20 protein-coding genes and 1 pseudogene are annotated in these 17,711 nt (G+C 72.3%); 16 read left to right on the top strand and 5 right to left on the bottom strand.

What is annotated here, in order from left to right:
• Nucleotides 1–13 precede the first annotated feature (13 nt).
• The 5 genes from ACQPY4_RS27585 (at nt 14) to ACQPY4_RS27565 (ending at nt 3,451) form a co-directional block, all read left to right on the top strand.
• On the top strand, nt 14–781 hold the full coding sequence (locus tag ACQPY4_RS27585; RefSeq protein WP_433325572.1) for a metallophosphoesterase family protein: 768 nt from the start codon (nt 14–16) through the stop codon (nt 779–781).
• A gap of 49 nt (nt 782–830) precedes the next feature.
• Nucleotides 831–1,265 (top strand): SRPBCC family protein, encoded by a 435-nt coding sequence (locus tag ACQPY4_RS27580; RefSeq protein WP_433325570.1) that lies wholly within the window; start codon nt 831–833, stop codon nt 1,263–1,265.
• 98 nt (nt 1,266–1,363) lie between these two features.
• A complete protein-coding gene (locus ACQPY4_RS27575) occupies nt 1,364–1,741 on the top strand; it encodes a hypothetical protein (RefSeq protein ID WP_433325568.1) in 378 nt (125 codons plus the stop codon).
• Nucleotides 1,742–1,790: 49 nt separating this feature from the next.
• Entirely contained in the window at nt 1,791–2,735 is a 945-nt protein-coding gene (locus ACQPY4_RS27570) for an ROK family glucokinase (protein WP_433325567.1), read from the top strand.
• Between the two features lie 14 nt (nt 2,736–2,749).
• Nucleotides 2,750–3,451, top strand: a complete 702-nt coding sequence (locus ACQPY4_RS27565; protein ID WP_433325565.1) for an endonuclease/exonuclease/phosphatase family protein — start codon at nt 2,750–2,752, stop codon at nt 3,449–3,451.
• A 7-nt stretch (nt 3,452–3,458) separates the two neighbouring features.
• On the opposite strand, the gene ACQPY4_RS27560 is transcribed toward ACQPY4_RS27565, so the two are convergent.
• Nucleotides 3,459–4,325, bottom strand: a complete 867-nt coding sequence (locus ACQPY4_RS27560) for a hypothetical protein (protein ID WP_433325563.1) — start codon at nt 4,323–4,325, stop codon at nt 3,459–3,461.
• Nucleotides 4,326–4,693: 368 nt separating this feature from the next.
• Between ACQPY4_RS27560 and ACQPY4_RS27555 the strand changes: the two genes are divergently transcribed.
• From ACQPY4_RS27555 to thiI, 9 genes are all read left to right on the top strand, one after another.
• Complete coding sequence (locus ACQPY4_RS27555) at nt 4,694–5,410, top strand: lysophospholipid acyltransferase family protein (RefSeq protein ID WP_433325561.1); 717 nt, start codon at nt 4,694–4,696, stop codon at nt 5,408–5,410.
• Between the two features lie 37 nt (nt 5,411–5,447).
• Entirely contained in the window at nt 5,448–6,590 is a 1,143-nt protein-coding gene (macS, locus tag ACQPY4_RS27550; RefSeq protein WP_433325559.1) for a MacS family sensor histidine kinase, read from the top strand.
• Nucleotides 6,591–6,637: 47 nt separating this feature from the next.
• The gene (locus tag ACQPY4_RS27545; protein ID WP_433339048.1) at nt 6,638–7,273 is read left to right on the top strand and encodes a response regulator; all 636 of its coding nucleotides are present in this window, start codon (nt 6,638–6,640) and stop codon (nt 7,271–7,273) included.
• A 77-nt stretch (nt 7,274–7,350) separates the two neighbouring features.
• A complete protein-coding gene (locus ACQPY4_RS27540) occupies nt 7,351–8,280 on the top strand; it encodes a TIGR04222 domain-containing membrane protein (protein WP_433325557.1) in 930 nt (309 codons plus the stop codon).
• A gap of 156 nt (nt 8,281–8,436) precedes the next feature.
• Nucleotides 8,437–9,276, top strand: coding sequence for a TIGR04222 domain-containing membrane protein (locus ACQPY4_RS27535; protein ID WP_433325555.1), 840 nt, complete (start codon nt 8,437–8,439; stop codon nt 9,274–9,276).
• 13 nt (nt 9,277–9,289) lie between these two features.
• On the top strand, nt 9,290–10,108 hold the full coding sequence (locus tag ACQPY4_RS27530) for a DUF692 domain-containing protein (protein ID WP_433325553.1): 819 nt from the start codon (nt 9,290–9,292) through the stop codon (nt 10,106–10,108).
• On the top strand, nt 10,105–10,548 hold the full coding sequence (locus ACQPY4_RS27525) for a hypothetical protein (RefSeq protein WP_433325551.1): 444 nt from the start codon (nt 10,105–10,107) through the stop codon (nt 10,546–10,548). Before ACQPY4_RS27530 ends, ACQPY4_RS27525 begins: the two co-directional genes overlap by 4 nt.
• Nucleotides 10,549–10,669: 121 nt before the next feature.
• Entirely contained in the window at nt 10,670–11,695 is a 1,026-nt protein-coding gene (locus tag ACQPY4_RS27520; protein WP_433325549.1) for a 6-phosphofructokinase, read from the top strand.
• A gap of 84 nt (nt 11,696–11,779) precedes the next feature.
• Complete coding sequence (gene thiI / locus ACQPY4_RS27515; protein WP_433325547.1) at nt 11,780–13,000, top strand: tRNA uracil 4-sulfurtransferase ThiI; 1,221 nt, start codon at nt 11,780–11,782, stop codon at nt 12,998–13,000.
• 116 nt (nt 13,001–13,116) lie between these two features.
• On the opposite strand, the gene ACQPY4_RS27510 is transcribed toward thiI, so the two are convergent.
• On the bottom strand, nt 13,117–13,326 hold the full coding sequence (locus tag ACQPY4_RS27510) for a hypothetical protein (protein WP_433325545.1): 210 nt from the start codon (nt 13,324–13,326) through the stop codon (nt 13,117–13,119).
• Between the two features lie 47 nt (nt 13,327–13,373).
• Complete coding sequence (locus ACQPY4_RS27505) at nt 13,374–14,552, bottom strand: FAD-dependent monooxygenase (RefSeq protein ID WP_433325543.1); 1,179 nt, start codon at nt 14,550–14,552, stop codon at nt 13,374–13,376.
• A gap of 80 nt (nt 14,553–14,632) precedes the next feature.
• On the opposite strand from ACQPY4_RS27505, the gene ACQPY4_RS27500 reads away from it, so the two are divergent.
• Together ACQPY4_RS27500 and ACQPY4_RS27495 are read left to right on the top strand one after the other, a co-directional pair.
• A complete protein-coding gene (locus tag ACQPY4_RS27500; protein ID WP_433325541.1) occupies nt 14,633–14,968 on the top strand; it encodes an ArsR/SmtB family transcription factor in 336 nt (111 codons plus the stop codon).
• A 92-nt stretch (nt 14,969–15,060) separates the two neighbouring features.
• Nucleotides 15,061–15,435 (top strand): annotated as a pseudogene (locus tag ACQPY4_RS27495) (hypothetical protein); the annotation flags it as partial.
• Between the two features lie 129 nt (nt 15,436–15,564).
• Here ACQPY4_RS27495 and ACQPY4_RS27490 read toward each other — a convergent pair.
• Both ACQPY4_RS27490 and ACQPY4_RS27485 read right to left on the bottom strand, forming a co-directional pair.
• Nucleotides 15,565–16,452: a DUF5954 family protein gene (locus ACQPY4_RS27490; RefSeq protein ID WP_433325539.1), complete on the bottom strand. Its 888-nt coding sequence runs from the start codon at nt 16,450–16,452 to the stop codon at nt 15,565–15,567.
• A 117-nt stretch (nt 16,453–16,569) separates the two neighbouring features.
• Complete coding sequence (locus tag ACQPY4_RS27485) at nt 16,570–17,490, bottom strand: DMT family transporter (RefSeq protein WP_433325537.1); 921 nt, start codon at nt 17,488–17,490, stop codon at nt 16,570–16,572.
• Nucleotides 17,491–17,711 lie beyond the last annotated feature (221 nt).

The following is a 17,711-nucleotide window of genomic DNA, read 5'->3' as shown; positions in this document are numbered from 1 at the left end:
TTAGAGTCGTTTCATGCGGATCCATGTGGTGAGCGACGTGCACGGCCGCGTGGACGCCCTCAAGCGAGCGGGCGACGGAGCCGACGCGCTCATCTGCCTCGGCGACCTCATCCTTTTCATCGACTACTCCGATCACGGGCAGGGCATCTTCGCCGACCTGTTCGGCCAGCGGGACGCCGACCACCTGATCGACCTGCGCACCCAGAAGCGCTTCGACGAGGCCAGGGCGTTCTCCCGGGAGAAGTGGGACTCGCTCGAAGGCGGCGCCTGGCCGCACATCGAGCGGGCCGTCCGGCGCCAGTACGCCGAGCTGTTCGCGGCCATGCCGACGCCCGCGTACCTGACTTACGGGAACGTGGACGTCCCGCAGATGTGGGGCGACTACGTCCAGGACGGCCACCACGTGCTGGACGGCGAGGTCACCGAGATCGGCGGGCTGCGGTTCGGGTTCGTGGGCGGCGGCCTGCGCACCGAGTACCGCACCCCCTACGAGCTGGACGACGACGCCTACGCCGCCAAGGTCGAGGCCGTCGGCGCGGTGGACGTGCTGTGCTGCCACATCCCTCCGGCCGTCCCGGAACTGCTGTACGACACGGTGGCGCGGCGGTTCGAGCGGGGCAGCGAGGCCGTGCTCGACCTGATCCACCGGACGCAGCCCCGGTACGTGCTGTTCGGCCATGTCCACCAGCCGCTCGCGCGCCGCATGCGGATCGGCCGCACCGAATGCGTGAACGTCGGCCATTTCCGTGCCAGCGGGGTGCCGTACGTCCTGTCGGTGTGACGGATACTTTCTTGAGGGCTCAAGGGCGAGGATCGAGGAAGGTGGATCTATGGCGGACCGGACGAGTTCTTCCATCACGATCAAGGCGGGAAAACCCGAGATCATGGCGGTGATCGCCGATCTTGAGGCCTATCCGACCTGGGCGAGCGGCATCCGCGAGTTCACGGTTCAGGAGTCCGGCGAGGACGGCCGGGCCCGCCGCGCGCGGCTGACCTTCGACGGCGGCCCGTTCAGCGACACCGTCGGGCTGACCTACGACTGGGACGGCGACGACGCCGTCCGCTGGGAGCTGGTCGAGAAGGGCACCGTGGTCAGCGGCCTGCACGGCTCCTACGTCCTGGCCGAGAAGGCCGGTGTGACCGAGGTCACCTACGAGCTGGCCGTCGACGTGCGCGTCCCGATGATCGGCATGGTCAAGCGCAAGGGGCAGAAGCGGATCATCGACTCCGCCCTCAAGGACCTCAAGCGGCACGTCGAGAGCTGAGCCCGGCGGTGCCCGGGTCCGGGCGCGCGGACGGGTCCCGGGCCGCGACCGGCGGGCCGATGCGGTTTCACGCCGACGACGGATGGAAAATGAGTCACATGAACGAGCAGCCGGGTGACGTCCTGGGCGAGGCGGCGAGGATCGCCGACAGACTGGCCGGTGAACTGCGCCGCAGGCTCGGTGATCTGGGCGCGGGAGTCGGCCGCGACGAGGGCGGGGACGTGTGGAGCCGGGCGACGGCGCGGGAACCCGAGCACACGGACACGGCCGCCGCCTCCGCGGAGTGCCGCCACTGCCCGATCTGCCGGGGCATGGCGCTGGCGCGCGAGTCGGGCCCCGACGTCGGGGAGCATGTCAGGCAGGCGGGGCGGTCGCTGCTGGCGGCCGCGTTCGACCTGGTGGCCGCCTACGAGCGCACCCGCCCTCGGGGCGGGGCCGGGCGGTCCGCGGGCAGCGACCCCGTGGACTTCGGTTAGAGGCGGCACAGGCGTCCCGCACGGGCGCCGTGAGGAGGAGGAAGCGTACATGGCGCTGACCATCGGCGTGGACGTTGGCGGCACGAAGGTCGCCGCGGGCGTGGTCGACGACAAGGGAGTCATCCTTGAGCAGGTGAGGCGGCCCACGCCGTCCACCAACCCCAAGGAGACCGCCGAGGTCATCGCCGAGGTCGTCGACCTGCTCAAGGGCAAGTTCGAGGAGGTCGTCGCGGTCGGGCTCGGCACCGCCGGGTTCGTGGACGAGACGCGCTCGTCGGTGCTGTTCGCGCCCAACCTGGCGTGGCGCGACGAGCCGATCAAGGAGAAGGTCGAGGGCCTGGTCGGGCTCCCCGTGGTGGTGGAGAACGACGGCAACGCCACCGCCTGGGGCGAGGCGCGCTTCGGCGCCGGGCGCGGCCACGACTTCATCGTGCTGGTCACGCTCGGAACGGGCATCGGCGCCGGCATCATCGTGGGCGGCGAGCTGTACCGGGGCCGCTTCGGCATCGGCGCCGAGTTCGGGCACTTCCGGGTCGTGCCGGACGGCCGCCGCTGCGGCTGCGGCAACCGGGGCTGCTGGGAGCAGTACGCCAGCGGCAACGCGCTGGTGCAGGAGGCCCGCGACCTGGCCAGGGTCGCCCCGGCGATGGCCGGGCGGCTGCTGGAGCTGGGCGACGGCCGTCCCGAGGGCATCAGCGGCCCCGAGGTGACGCAGGCCGCCCGCGAGGGCGACAAGGCCGCGCTGGAGTGCTTCCGCATCGTGGCCGGGTGGGCCGGTCAGGGCCTGGCCGACCTCACCGCGATCCTCGACCCGGGCGCGTTCATCATCGGCGGCGGCCTGTCCGACGCCGGAGACCTGCTGCTCGACCCGGTCAGGCGGGCGTTCGAGAACGCGCTCACCGGCCGGGGCCACCGTCCGCTGCCCGAGATCCGGATCGCCGAGCTCGGCTCGGCCGCCGGCATCGTCGGCGCCGCCGATCTGGCCAGGATCTAGCCCACGGCCCCGCGATGACCGAGCTCCGGGTGGTCAGCTACAACATCAGGTCGCTCAGGGACGACCCCGCCGCCGTGGCGCGCGTGGTGCGGTCCCTGGGGCCGGACGTGCTGTGCCTCCAGGAGGTGCCCCGTTTCTTCGGCTGGCGCCGCCAGCGCCGCCGCCTGGCCCGGGCCTGCGGGCTGTCCATCGCCGCCGGGCGGCGCGCCTGCGGCCTGGCGGTGTTCACCGGCCCCAGGGTGCGCCGGGTCAGGCGCGAGTTCCATCTGCTGTCCAAGGCGCCCGGCCTGCACCGCCGGGCGCTGGCGATCGCCTTCCTGGAGGTCGGCGGCGCCCGGCTGATCGCCGCCAGCACCCATCTCGACCTGGCCGACGAGCCCCGGCTCGCCCACACCGCCGAGGTCGTCGACCTGCTCGACCGGGCGCGGAGGCGGTTCGGCGCGCCCGTCGTGCTGACCGGCGACATCAACGAGGAACCCGGCGGCGCGTCGTGGACGCGGTTCGCCGGGGGCTTCCAGGACGCCTACCAGGTCGCGCCGTCCGGTCTGGAGCTGACCTTCTCGGCCCGCGACCCGCGCCGCCGCATCGACGCGGTCTTCGCCGACGCGGAGATCGAGGTGATCGCCTGCGGCGTCCCCGACGACGAGGCCCTGGCGGCCGACTACCTCCTGGCCACCGACCACCGCCCGCTCCGGGCCGAGCTGAGGCTTCCCTGAGGGGACGCTAGACGATGGCGCCGTCGTCGGGGTCGCGGGGCTCGTCGCCCATGCGCAGGACGAGCGTGACGAAACCGCCGATGAACGCCGCGACCGCGCAGAAGGCGGCCCAGCCGGGCACGTCCCAGTCGAGGATCACGGTGATCAGCAGGTAGAGCGGGCCGCCGATCAGGGCCACCCAGGCGCCCTTGGTGAGCGGGTCGGCGGCGGGCAGCGGCGGCGGGGGAGGCGGCGTGTAGTGCCCGTCCTCGTCCTCCGGCGGGAAGTCGGTGACGTCCGCGCCCTTGATCACCCGGGCGCGGGGGAGGCGCCCGGTGCGGTCGTCGCCCTCCTCGGGCGGGGCGGCGGGCTCCTCCAGGTTCTCCTGGTCGGGCCAGGGGACGCGCTCGCCCTCGGCGGGCGCGGCGTCGAAGCCCGCGACGATCTCGGCCCAGATGGCGTCCTCGTCGCGCTCGGCGGTGCCCGCGGCGGAGTCGCCCTTGCCCGCGGGATGGCCGGTCCCGGTCTCGGGGTCGCTGTCGCGCTCGGCCGTGTCGCCGGGGTAGTCGCGCGGGTCGGCGTCCTCGCCGTCGGAGCGGCGGGCCCCGGCGTCGCGCAGCCGGGCCAGGTGCGCCCTGAGGATCACCTCGGCTGTGGGCTTGAGCTCGACGTCGACGTACAGGCGGTCGAGGGCGTCGTCCTCGGCCACGCCGCCGGACGCCTCACCACCGCCGCCGAGCTCGGTGGCGAAGTCGGCGGGCTCCTGCGCGGACGCCGCGTAGGCCGCCACCCCCGCGTCCCGCAACGCCGTGAGCATGGCGTCGGCCAGGTTCGGGGCGAGATCGACCAGCGGCGCGTAGTCGTCGGCTGAGAGTCCATTGCCACGGCGATTCACGGGGCCGGCTCCTTCGTCGACTCCAGCGTGACCGACAGCACCGGCATGACGGCCTCCGCTCCCCGATTGACGTGTGCCCGGCGTGACGCCCGCGGTACGCGGCGGCACATCCGGACACCCCGAAACGTGTGTCCCACGGTATTCGCTGGGCCGCCCGGAACAAGCCCCCCGGGCACACCCGATTGAGATTCCCTCCGGAGAGCCTACGTTCCCCCGCCACCCGTCCGCACGGACGGGCGGTGGGGGAAAGGTGCGCCGGGCGCGGGTGTGGGCGCACACCCCGAGTGGTGGGAAGATGACCCATCGCCCCCCGTCGTCGGAGCGAAAGCAGCGCCGCACCCAGGATGCGGCCGGAGGAAGGTGCCGACATGCTCTGGTTCTGGATCCTGCTGAGGGTCGTCCTCACGCCCATCATGTACCTGCTGTGGCGGCCGAGGAACTCGGGCATGAGGCACGTCCCCCAGAAGGGCCCGGCCCTGCTGGTGGGCAACCACCTCTCGTTCGCCGACCACTTCTTCGGCCCGCTGCCGCTGCGGCGCCCGATCTACTTCATCGGCAAGGGCGAGTACTTCACCGGCACGGGCCTCAAGGGCCTGATCAGCAAGGCGTTCATGAAGGGGGTCGGGGTCGTCCCGGTCGACCGGACGGGCGGTTCGGCGGCCGAGGCCGCGCTCGACACCGGCCTGCGCATCCTGGGCGAGGGCAAGCTGCTGGGGATCTACCCCGAGGGCACCCGGGCGCCGGACGTCCGGCTCTACCGGGGCAAGACCGGTGCGGCCCGCCTGGCGCTGAAGTCGAAGGTCCCGGTGGTCCCGATGGCCATGGTCAACACCTTCGAGCTGATGCCGCCCGGCCAGCCCTACCCGAGGCTGGGCGTGCGTCCGGGCGTCCGGTTCGGCCCGCCCCTGGACTTCTCCCGCTTCTACGGCAAGGAGGACGACCGGGCGGTGCTGCGCGAGGTCACCGACGAGATCATGCGTGCCATCAGGGAGCTTTCCGGGCAGGAGTACGTCGACCGGTACGCGGCCGAGGTCAAGGCGGAGATGGCCGGGAAGACGCCGCGGCCGGTCGATGAGGACGACTGACCGCACGGCGACCGGGCTCCGCGGGGAGAACGCGGACATGGGCCTCGAGGTCGCGCTGTGGCGCGCGGTCGCCTTCTTCCGGTGGGCCGCGCTGCTCTTCGCGGCCTTCCTGATCATCAAGAACTTCGACCGGTACGAGTACCCCGCCGCGGGCTGGGTGGTGCTCGGCGTCATGACCGCCTGGACGGCCTACGCCACGTTCGCCTTCGCCGACGAGCGCCGCCGGGGCCGGACCCTGCTGCTCGCCGACCTGGCCGTGGCGACCGGCTGCCTGGTCTCCACCGCCTGGATCGAGGACGCCGGACGGCTGGCCCGGGGCGAGCCGACGCTGACGGTCTCGTGGGTCGCCGCCGTGATCCTCAGCTGGGCGGTCTCGGGCGGCAAGCGCCTGGGCATCGTCGCGGCCGCCGTGCTGGCCCTGGCCAACGTGCTGATCCACATGATCGCCGGAACCGAGGAGCGGCTGCCCTACACGCTCAACAGCCTCGTCCTGCTGTTCCTGGCCGGGCTCGTCGTCGGCCACGTGGTCAAGCTGGCCCGCGACGCCGAGGCCCGGCTGGCCCGGGCGGTGGAGCTGGAGTCGGCCACCCGCGAGCGCGAGCGGCTGGCCCGGCGGATCCACGACTCCGTCCTGCAGGTCCTGGCGATGGTCCAGCGGCGCGGCGGCGAGCTGGGCGGCGAGGCGGCCGAGCTGGGCCGCCTGGCGGGCGAGCAGGAGGCGGCGCTGCGGGCCCTGATCAGCTCCGGGACCTCCGTCCCGGCCGCGCCCGTCCGCGCGGAGGGGGAGCGGCTCGACCTGCGCACCCTGCTGGGCGCGCTGGCGTCCACGACCGTGACGGTGTCGTCCCCGGCCACGCCGGTGGAGCTGCCCGGCCACACCGCCCGGGAGGTCGAGGCCGCCGTGGCGGCCGCGCTCGACAACGTCCGGCGCCACTGCGGCGACGGCACGCGGGCGTGGGTGCTGCTGGAGGACGACGGGGCAGGGGAGGTCATCGTGAGCGTCCGCGACGACGGGCCCGGGATGCCGCCCCGGCGCCTGGCCGAGGCCGCCGCCGACGGCCGGCTCGGCGTCGCCCAGTCGATCAAGGGCCGGATCCGCGACCTCGGCGGCACCGTGGAGATCGTCTCGGCGCCCGGCCAGGGAACCGAGATCGAGATGATCGTGCCGGCCGGATCCTGACCTAGGCTGGTGCCGTGAGCGACGCCGCCTCCGGGCACCTCAGGGTCATGGTCGTCGACGACCATCCGATGTGGCGCGACGCGGTCGCCCGCGACCTCGCCGACGCCGGGCACGAGGTGGTGGCCACCGCGGGCGACGGCAGGACCGCCGTCCGCATCGCCGCCGCCGCGCGCCCCCAGGTCGCCGTCGTGGATCTGCAACTGCCCGACATCAGCGGGGTCGAGGTGACCCGGCAGCTGGTCGCGGCCGAACCGCCGGTGCGGGTCCTGGTCCTGTCGGCCAGCGGCGAGCACCAGGACGTCCTGGAGGCCGTCAAGGCGGGCGCCACCGGCTACCTGCTCAAGTCGGCCGGGCGCGAGGAGTTCCTCGACGCGGTGCGGCGCACCGGCGACGGCGACGCGGTCTTCACCCCCGGCCTGGCCGGGCTGGTGCTCGGCGAGTTCCGGCGGCTGGCCTCCGCGCCCCGCCGCGAGGACGACGACACCCCGCGCCTGACCGACCGCGAGACCGAGGTGCTGCGGCTGGTCGCCAAGGGCCTGACCTACAAGCAGATCGCCGAGCGGCTGGTGCTCTCGCACCGCACGGTGCAGAACCACGTCCAGAACACCCTCGGCAAGCTCCAGCTCCACAATCGGGTCGAGCTCGTCCGTTACGCGATCGAGAAGGGCCTCGACCAAGAATGATCACCTTCTGCGTCATATGACGCTGTGCACGAACCCCGCTTTGGCCTTAATGGACCAAAAGTGAACGGGGGACGTGCATGGACCTTTTCTCAGTCGAGGGTGAACTCTGGGGCATCGGGGCGCCGCTGATCCTGCTGTCGTATGCGGGAGCGGCCGTGCTTGCCGTGGCCGCCGCCGTGTTCGTTCGCGCTCGCACTACCCGGGGGCGACCTGTGGCCCGCGAGCTGCACGCCTACGAGATCGCCTACCTCTACGGCGGCCTGTACCGCGCCGTCGCCACGGCCCTGGCCGCGCTCTCGGCCGACGGTGCGCTCGCCGCCTCGGGGGAGGGCCGGCTGACCGTGCGCGCCGAGCCGCGCACGGCGACCGAGCCGCTCGATCGCGAGCTGCACCGCGCCGTGTCGCTGCGCACCGCGCCCACCGTGGCCGCGGCCGCCAACGCCGCACCCGTCCGCAGCGCGGTCGCCGCGATCCACGACCGCCTGGTCCGGGACGGCCTGGTCGCGGGGGCCGTCGAGCAGGCCCGCCTCCTGCGCGCGGTGTGGCCGGCCTGGCTCCTGTGCGCGGCGGGCGCGGCCCTCGCGGTGCTCGGCTCCGGACCCCTCTCGGCCGGATGGGTCGTCCTGACCCTGGCCTCCGCCCTTCTCCTGGGCGCCTGCGCCTGGACGCTGACCGCGCGCCGTCCGGTCGTGCTCGATTCGGGACGCGAAGCCGTGGCGAAGGCGCGCGCGGAGAACTCCCATCTCGACCCGTCGGCGTCCCCGGCCTGGACGACGTATGGCCCGGCCGTCACGGCCCTGGGCGTCGCCCTGCACGGTGCCGCGGTGGCGGATCAGGTCGACCTCGAATTCCTGAAGACGACCAAGTTCGACGCGGCCATGAGGAAGATGGCGGACGACGTGTCGGCCACGTCCGGGAGCGGCTGGTTCGACGGCGGCTCCGACGGCGGTTCCGGCGGGTGCGGAGGCGGCGGGGGAGGCTGCGGCGGTGGTGGTGGTGGGAACTGACGCGCGGATGAACACGTCCTGCGGGATTGAACCGACAGGGCGGCTCGCGCATCTAGGTAGTGGGGACAACGACAACGGGGTGAGTCGACAGGAGAAGCCATGAACATGGCAGCGGCGGGGGACACATGGGGTATCGCCGGACCGACCTTTCTCTGGATGCTGTACGTTCCGGCGGCGGTCGTCACGCTGATACTGACGATGATGCTGCGAGGCGTGTTCCGGGGCGGAAAGAACCGCGCTCGCGACCTGCACCCGTATGAGGCGGGATACCTCGACGACGGCGCGGAGCGCGTGGTCCACGCGGCGCTGGCCGTCCTGCGCACCGAGGGCGCGATCGCGGTGTCGTCCAAGGGCAGGGTGACGGCGACGGGCGCCGCGCCGAGCGGCGACATGACACCGATCGACCAGGCGATCCACCAGACGATCGCCGGCTCGCGCGAGACCAAGGTGGGCGGTCTGCGCCGCAAGCGTCAGGTCCGGGCCGCGCTCCGCGAGTTGAACGATTCTCTCGTCCGGGAGCGGCTGGCCATGGGCCCCGCCGCACGGCAGGCGCGCAGGCTCGCCCTCATCCCGCTGGTGCTGCTGATCGGGGTGGGCGGCCTCCGGGTGCAGGCGGCCATCGACAACGACAAGCCCTACACCTTCCTGGGCATCGTCCTGGGGCTCCTGTGCATCGCCCTGCTCTGCATGCTCTGGGATCCGTTCCGCGCGACCCGCTCAGGTGAGAAGGCGGTACGCGACACCCGGGAGCGCTACGACCACCTGAACCCGAGGAATTCCCCCGCCTGGTCCACCTACGGTGCGCACGGCGCCGCGTTCGGTGTCGCGCTCTTCGGTGGCGCCGCCCTGATGAGCATCGACCCCGAGTTCGCCCTGGCATCGGAGATCCACAGCGTCTCGGGCGGCGGGTCGAGCAGCGGTTCCGGCGGCTCCGGCGACAGCGGTGGCGGCGGCGGGTGTGGCGGTGGCGGCGGTGGCGGCGGCTGCGGCGGCTGATAGGAGGTTGGAAATGACAATTCCGCCGCTCGGGGTCGGCATCGGCTGGCGGCCGGAGATCAGCGGATTCGTCCGCGAGCTGCCCGGGCTCGGCTTCACCGAGGTGATCGCCGAGTCCGTCCATCCCGGCCATCCGCCGCCCGCCCTGACCGAACTGCGCGACCGCGGCGTCCGGGTGATCCCGCACGGGGTCAAGCTGTCGCTCGGCGGGGCCGAGCCGGTCGCCGCCGAACGGGTGGAGCAGCTGGCCCGCTGCGCCGAGATCTTCGGCTCGCCGCTGGTCAGCGAGCATGTCGCGTTCGTCAGGGCGGGCGGTGTCGAGGCCGGGCACCTGCTGCCCGTCCCGCGCACCCGCGCCGCGCTCGACGTGCTCGCCGCCAACATCCGCCGGACGCAGGACGGCCTGCCCGTCCCGCTGGCCGTCGAGCCGATCGCCGCGCTGTTCGACTGGCCGGACGCCGAGTACACCGAGGGCGACTTCCTCACCGAACTGGTCGAGCGCACCGGCGCCTACCTGCTCCTGGACGTCGCCAACGTCTACGCCAACGCCCGAAACCGGGGCCAGGACCCCATGGACATCCTCGACCGGCTCCCCCTGGAACGCATCGCCTACTGCCACGTCGCGGGCGGCGTCGACGAGGGCGGCCGCTACCACGACACGCACACCGCGCCCGTCCCGCCCGAGGTCCTCGGCCTGATCGAGGAGCTGTGCGTCCGCCGCCGTCCACCCGGCTTCCTGCTGGAACGCGACGGCCGCTACCCGCCCGCCGCCGAGCTCCGCGCCGAGCTCGACGCCATCGCGGCGGCCGCGAGCATGGAGACCGCGACATGACCGAAGTCCTCGACCCCGACCTGGCCGCGGCGCAGGAGGCGCTGGTGCTGGCGATCACGTCCGGTGGTCCGCTGCCGCCCGGGTTCGACGCCGGCGGCGTCCGGGCCGCCGCCGGGAGCATCCTGCGCAAGCGGGCGGGCGTGGTCGCGGGCGCCTGGCCCGCCCTTGCCGCGTCCTTCGGCGAGGGGTGGCACCGGGCGTTCGCGGAATGGGCCGCCGAACGTCCGACCCGGGGATCGGTCCGCGACGCCTGGGACTTCGCCCGCGCCCACCGCGACCGGCTGGACGCCGCCGCGACCCTCGAACTGGCCCTCACCGAGGCCCGCTGGCGCTACGACGGGACGAGCGAGCCGCGCCGCCGCCGCGCCGCCGTCCGCCGGGTCCCGCGCGGGATCGCGGTGCAGATCCTGGGACGGACCAGAGTCTTCGGACCACGCTGAGTGGTCTAGTCCAATACGGCACGCCGGGGTGCCCGGCGAATGCCCTGTGCGGGCCTGCCGTGACGACTAGTCTGGACGCAGGAATCCAGGGAGGAGCACGGTGTCTGGACAGGGAGAAGGCATGCGCGTCGGAGTGCTGACCGGAGGCGGGGACTGCCCCGGTCTGAACGCCGTCATCCGCGCCGTCGTGCGCAAGGGCGTGCAGGTCTTCGGGTACGAGTTCGTCGGCTTCAGGGCCGGATGGCGTGGCCCCCTCGAGGGCGACACCGTGGCGCTGGACGTCCAGGCCGTGCGGGGCATCCTGCCGCGCGGCGGCACCATCCTGGGCTCCTCGCGCACCAACCCCGTCAAGGTCGAGGGCGGCGTCGAACGGATCAAGGACAACCTCGCCGGGCTCGGCGTCGACGCCCTGATCGCCATCGGCGGTGAAGACACCCTCGGCGTAGCGCGCGAACTGTACGCGGGCGGCGTCAACATCGTGGGCGTCCCCAAGACCATCGACAACGACCTCAACGGCACCGACCTCACCTTCGGGTTCGACACCGCCGTCAACATCGCCATGGAGGCCGTCGACCGCCTCCACACCACCGCCGAGAGCCACCACCGCGCCCTGATCTGCGAGGTCATGGGCCGCCACGCGGGCTGGATCGCGCTGCACACCGGCATGGCCGCGGGCGCCAACGTCATCCTGATCCCCGAACGGCCCTTCGACATCGACAAGGTCGTCGCCTACGTCGAGAGCCGCTTCAAGACCCGCTACGCCCCGATCATCGTGGTCTCCGAGGGCGCCCACCCCATCGACGGCCAGATGGAGCTCCAGACCGGCGAGCGCGACGCGTTCGGCCACGTCCGGCTCGGCGGCATCGGCCAGCGCCTGGCCGACGAGATCGAGAAGCGCACCGGCAAGGAGGCCCGCGCCACCGTCCTGGGCCACATCCAGCGCGGCGGCACGCCCACGGCCTTCGACCGCGTCCTGGCCACCCGCTTCGGCCTGCACGCCATCGACGCCGTCCGCGACGGCGACTTCGGCACCATGGTCGCCCTCCAGGGCACGAACGTCGTCCGGGTGGGCCTGGACGAGGCCACCAAGGAGCTCAAGACCGTCCCGCTGGAGCGCTATTCCGAGGCAGAGGTCTTCTTCGGCTGACGGGAACACCCCAGGAGGTCGCGGTGTTGGCGTCAGTGGGTCAGACTAGAGGGCCCGCTCTCACCCTTTCCTGGAGGATCCCGCATGCCCACGCTCGACACCGTGACCCCGGCCGCCGGTGAACGGACGCCGGTCGACGGTGAACCGTGTGTCCTGCTCAAGCTGGGCGAGGTCGTCCTGAAGGGCAAGAACCGCGAACTGTTCGAGCGGCGGCTGGCCGACAACGTCCGCACGGCCGTCCGGCCGATCGCGAAGGTCGACGTCATCCGCCGCCACGGCGTCTTCATCGTCCGCACCAAGGACGCCGACGTCGCGACGGTCGACGCCCTGGCCGAGCGGATCACCGACGTCATGGGCATCGTCTGGGCCCACCGCGCCTGGCGTGTCGGCAAGGACGTCGAGAGCGTCGAGCGCGCGGCCCTGGAGCTGATGGCCGGACGCACCGGCACCTTCGCCGTCCGCTCCCGCCGCCGCGACAAGCGCTTCCCGCTCACCTCCACCGAGCTCGACCGCCAGGTCGGCGGCAAGATCAACGACAAGTACGGCCTGAAGGTCCAGCTCAAGAACCCCGACACCACCCTGTCGATCGAGGTCGACCGCGACGAGGTCTTCGTCTTCTCCGGCGGCCTGCCCGGCCAGGGCGGCCTCCCCGCCGGCATGAGCGGCCGCGCCCTGGTCCTGATGTCGGGCGGCATCGACTCCCCGGTCGCCGCCTACCGCATGATGCGCCGCGGCCTCCGCGTCGACTACCTGCACTTCTCGGGCATGCCCTTCACCGGCCCCGAGTCGATCTACAAGGCCTACGCCCTGGTCCGCGAGCTCGACAAGTTCCAGGGCGGCTCGCGCCTGTTCGTCGTCCCCTTCGGCAAGGCCCAGCAGCAGATCAAGACCTCCGGCGCCGACCGCCTGGCCGTCATCGCCCAGCGCCGCCTCATGCTCCGCACCGGCGAACTCCTGGCCCGCCGCCTCAAGGGCACCGCCCTCATCACCGGCGACGCCCTCGGCCAGGTCAGCAGCCAGACCCTCACCAACATCACGGCCCTGGACGACGCCGTCCAGCTCCCCATCCTGCGCCCCCTCGTCGGCATGGACAAGGTCGAGATCATGGACCAGGCCCGCCGCATCCGCACCCTCACCATCTCCGAACTCCCCGACGAGGACTGCTGCACCATGCTCGCCCCCCGCCGAGCCGAGACCAAGGCCAAAATCGACGACCTCCGCCAAATCGAAAAGCGCCTGGACGAGGAACTAGCCGACCAACTAGTCACCTCAGCCCAAGAACACCGCCCCATCTACGGCGCCTAACCCACCGAGCCCCTCGCTACCGCTCGGACAGCCCCATCAGGGCCTCCCGCCCCCAAACCCCCAAGGTGGGGGGCTCCGCCCCCCACACCCCCGACAAGCGTTGGAGCCCTCGGGACTCAACACTTCAGGCGGGCCCACACCCATTTGCCGTGCGGCTGGGTGCGGGTGACGCCGGATTGGCAGGCGAGGGCCTCGACGAGCGGGAGTCCCCACCCACCGTTGTTGTCGAAGTTGGCCGGGGACAGATCCAGATCCTCGGGCTCCAGTTCGACCACGGGCCGGGCCTGGGGCATGGCGTCGGACGAATCCCAGACCGCCAGCACCACGGAGACCGGTTCGCGCGTGAGGCGAATCCGTAATGGGGATCCAACTGCTACATGGTCTTTCCGTTTGCGGTTTCGCGAGAGGTGATCCGGTTCGTGAGTCCGACCGCGCGGCCCACTGTGTTGCGTACCACGAGGCCTGGTCGGGTGCGGGGCACCATGAGTCTGGAGAGCAGGCCGACGCGTCGCTGCCGCGGTCGCACTTCGCGGCGGAGCCGCGACTCGTAGGCGGCGAAGGCGCGGGCGTGATCGTCGTGGTGGGCTGCGAGTTCTTCCGCTAGGGCATACGCCCCTGCCATCGCCATGCTGGATCCGTCGCCCAGCAGGGCTGTGGCCGCCGCCGCGTCCCCGAGCAGTACGACCCGTCCGCGGGACCATGAGGGCATCCGGACGGTCGTCAGGGGGTCGAAGAACGGGGCCGGGTGGTCGAGGTACGCCGCCACGAGTTCCGGCGCCCGCCACCGCACGTCGGCGTAGGTGTCGGCCACGGTTTGCTTGTGGAGGGCGATGTTCTTGCGGTCGTGGGGCGCCGGCTGTGCGGCCCGGAAGGTGAAGATCGCGAGCGGCGTGGTGCGCGAGGGGTGGACGACCAGCATCCGGTTCGGCACGGTCAGCATCGTCAGCTCGCTCGGGTCGTCGATGGCGTCGGGTTCCAGCGGGACGGTCGCGCCGTACAGACCCAGGTCGCTCACGAACTGCCGCTCAGGCCCGAACACCAGACGCCGTATGGTGGAGTGCATCCCATCGGCACCGATCACCAAGTCGAAACGCCGTGGCGCGGACCGTCGAAAGGTGACGTCGACGCCACCTTCGTCCTGATCGAGTGCGGTGACCGTGTCGTCGAACACGAACTCGGCCTCACCCCGCGCCGACCGGTGGAGTACCTCGGACAGGTCGGCCCGGGTCACCTCGACCGTCGGAGAGCCTCCCGAGGAGGAGGGAAGTCGCAGGACTCGTTTGCCTGCCGGGTCGAGCAGGGTCAGCGACCGATTGCGGGTGGCGAGCTCGCGCAGCCGCGGAAGGATGCCCATACGTTCGGCGACCGGTATCGCGGGCCCCTTCACGACGATCGCGCTGCCACCGGAGCGCAGCTGCCGGGCATGCTCGACGACGGTCGGCCGGTATCCCTTCTGGGCGAGCCAGTACGCGAGCGCGGGCCCGGCGATTCCGGCACCGACTATCAGCACCTCGGGCTTCTTCATGACAAGACCTCTCGGAGCGTGCGCCATCTAGGTACGATCATTTTCGTACTCGGCGAGTAGAGCACGCCCCTGAGGTACGATGCAAGTCGTACCTGAAGGAGGCGTCCGTGGCCGGAACGAACCTGGTCGGTCCAGTGGTCGATGCGCTTGAGCTGGGCGCGGTGCTTCGCGCTCTCGCTGACGAGCACCGTCGTTCGGTGATGACGGAGTTGGCCGCCGATCGCACCGACGGAGAGCGAGGCTGTAACTCGTTCGGTCTTTCGATCTCGAAGCAGACCCAGACCCACCACTTCCGGGTCCTGCGCGAAGCAGGCCTCATCGACGAGATCGACTACGGCAACCGCAAGGGCATCCGCCTACGACGCGCGGACGTCGAGAGCAGGTTTCCCGGACTGCTCGCACTCCTGGAAGCCGAACACCAGGACGGTACTGCTCCTCGCTGAACAGAGCCCCTCGTCTCGCGGCCCGTGCTGGCTGAGCCGAGCTCGGCCGTTCCACCACGAGCGTTGTTGCCGGTGGGCTGCACGTCCACCGGATGGCGGCGAGGTTCCCCGACGCCTCCATCGTGTCCGAGGTCGACGCGTTCGGCCGGTGGATCGGCCGGGAGCTGACCGACAAGGACCTCCAGCCGGAGACCTGGGGGGCGGTCGAGTTCGGTCGCGGCAAGGCGGCCACCGGCGTCGCCCTGATGGCCGGTCTCGACCACATCCGCGGCTACCAGTCGCGGTTGGAGAACTGGTGGCGGCGCGACGGGTGGGATCTGTTGCTCACGCCCACGGGCTACGCGCCGTCGTCGCTGCTCGGCGAGGTGCCCAGCCGGCCCGCGCTGGACGGTGAGATCATGCACTTCGTCCAGTCGTACAACTACTCGGGACAGCCCGCGATCTCGCTGCCGCTGCATTGGACCCCCGGCGGACTGCCCGTCGGTGTCCAGCTCGTCGCCGCCCACGGTCGCGAGGACCTTCTGCTGCGCGTCGCCGCTCAGCTGGAGCGGAAGCTGCCCTGGGCGCACCGGAGACGCCCGTCAGCGCGTGACGACCTAGTGGGGGTCGGTGGGTCTGGGGGGTTCGGGGCCGTCGGGGCCGGAGAGGGCGGCTCGTTCTATGCGGACGACGCGGAAGCGGCGGCCGGCGACGGTGATGCCGTTGCGGCGGGTGACGTCGGAGATGGAGTCGGCGGCCTCGGCGTACTCGGCGCGGGTCTCGGCGGACGGGCATTCGATGGCCGGGACGACGTGGCGGAAGTAGGTGGCGAGGGAGTCGCGGGCCTGCTGGGGGGTTTCGTGCTGGCGGCCTACGGGGCACCAGCGGCCCTGGATGCGCTCGGCGACCGTGAAGGCGGGGGCGAGCAGGACCGGGGTGACCTGGTCGTGCTCGGGGTCGAGGGGGGTGGGCTCCAGGAGGCGGGTCAGCAGGGCCGCCGAGGCGATGTCGGGGTCGGGGAGGCCGTCCGGGAGGAGCTCGTAGGGGCGCGGGTAGCGGCTGCGGGCGTCGTGGGGGTGCGGGTCCAGGTCGGTGGGACGGGGCGGCTCGGGGCCGTCAGGGCCGGAGCGGACGAGCTGGTCGACGCGGATGATCCGGAAGCGGCGGCCCGCCGAGCGGAGCTCGTCCAGGGGTTCCAGGCGCAGGTTCCGGGCGGCGGCGCGCAGTTCGCGGCCGCGGCCGCCCTCGGTGAGGGAGGCGCGGTCGTCGAGGTGGTCGGCCAGCAGTTCGCGAGCGCCCTGGGTGACGGGGTCGCACGGGCAGAGGATCTGCCACCCGGCCGGGACGCGTTCGGCCGAGGTGAACAGCGAGCCGACCAGGACGAGTTCGGGGTAGGCGGCGATGGAGCGGCGGGCGTCCGCCTCCATGACCGCGGCGACCGGGTCGACGCCGTGCAGGTTCTCGCGGAACAGGCGCCCACCGGCGTCTCCTTCGCCGGATGTCATGCGCGACATCATCCATGCCAGGACCGCCCCTTGGCGAGTGGTTCGAGCCATTTTCTCTGGTGCTTCGGGTGACCAATCCGGGCCCCCTGGGGGCGTTGCCAGGGGGCCCTTAAGCGGCTAGCGGCGGGTCGGTGCCACCAGGACGAGGAGGCTCGCCACCAGGAGTCCCAGACCGGTGAGCGCCAGGGGGCCGAGGTGTTCGTTCAGGACGATGATTCCCAGCACGGCCGCCACGGCGGGTTCGGCGAGGGTGAGGGTGGTGGCGGTCGTGGCGGGGGTGGTGCGCAGGCCGCGGGCGAACAGCAGGTAGCCGCCGCCCGTGGTGACCGCGCCGAGGTAGAGGGCGATCAGGGCGCCGGACGGGGACGTCATCCATCCGGGGGAGTCCCACAGGAGGACGGGGGTCATGATCAGGGCGGCCAGGCCGAAGAGGGCCCCGACCACGGCCCGGTCCTCCTGGCCGTCGGTGATCAGGGACGAGGCGATCGTGGTGTAGACGGCGTAGGACAGGCCGGACAGGAGGGCCAGGCCGATGCCGACGGGGTCGGCTCCGGCGTCCTGGCCGCCGCCGATCAGGGCGGCGCAGCCGGTCACGGCGCCGGCCGTGGCCAGGCACCAGCGGCCGGTGAGCGTCGAGCGGCGGGTGACCAGCCCGAGCAGGCCGGTGAACGCGGGGGCGCTGCCGAGGGTGACGACGGTGCCGATCGCGACGCCGGTGCGGGCGGCGGCGCTGAAGAAGGCGGCCTGGTAGATGATGATCGCGATCGCGCCCGCGGCGAGCGGCGCCCAGTGCGAGCGGCGGGCGGCCAGCTCGCGCAGGCCCGCGGCGCGTGCGGTGCAGGCCGCCAGGACGAGCAGGATCAGGCCGCCCAGGACGATCCGCAGCGCGGCGATCGAGAGGCTGGACGCCGACGGGACGAAGGTGCGGACGGTCCCGGTCGTCCCCCACAGGCAGGCGGCGACGAGGATGTCGGTGCTGCCGCCCGCGCGGAGCGGGGAGGTTCTGGGCGTGCTTCGCCGGGGTGTGCCAACGGACATGGAGGTGCGCTCCTGAACTCGAATCGGATGAGGTGATCCGGGTCCGGGGCGCGCGAGAGCAGGACCGGGCGCGTCTCGCGCCGGGTCTCAGAAGGACTCAGAAAGGTGCCGCGCCCCGGTCAGGAGCGGGGCGGCCCGCAATCGGGGGTCCAGTACGCCATGGTCGTGACCTTACCAGCGTGCGGCGAGCCGGGCCCTGGCCCGCCGCGTCGCGAGGCGGC

The sequence above is a fragment of the Spirillospora sp. CA-294931 genome (assembly GCF_050946795.1).
Taxonomy (GTDB): domain Bacteria; phylum Actinomycetota; class Actinomycetes; order Streptosporangiales; family Streptosporangiaceae; genus Spirillospora.
This window is presented reverse-complemented; position numbering and strand designations above follow the sequence as displayed.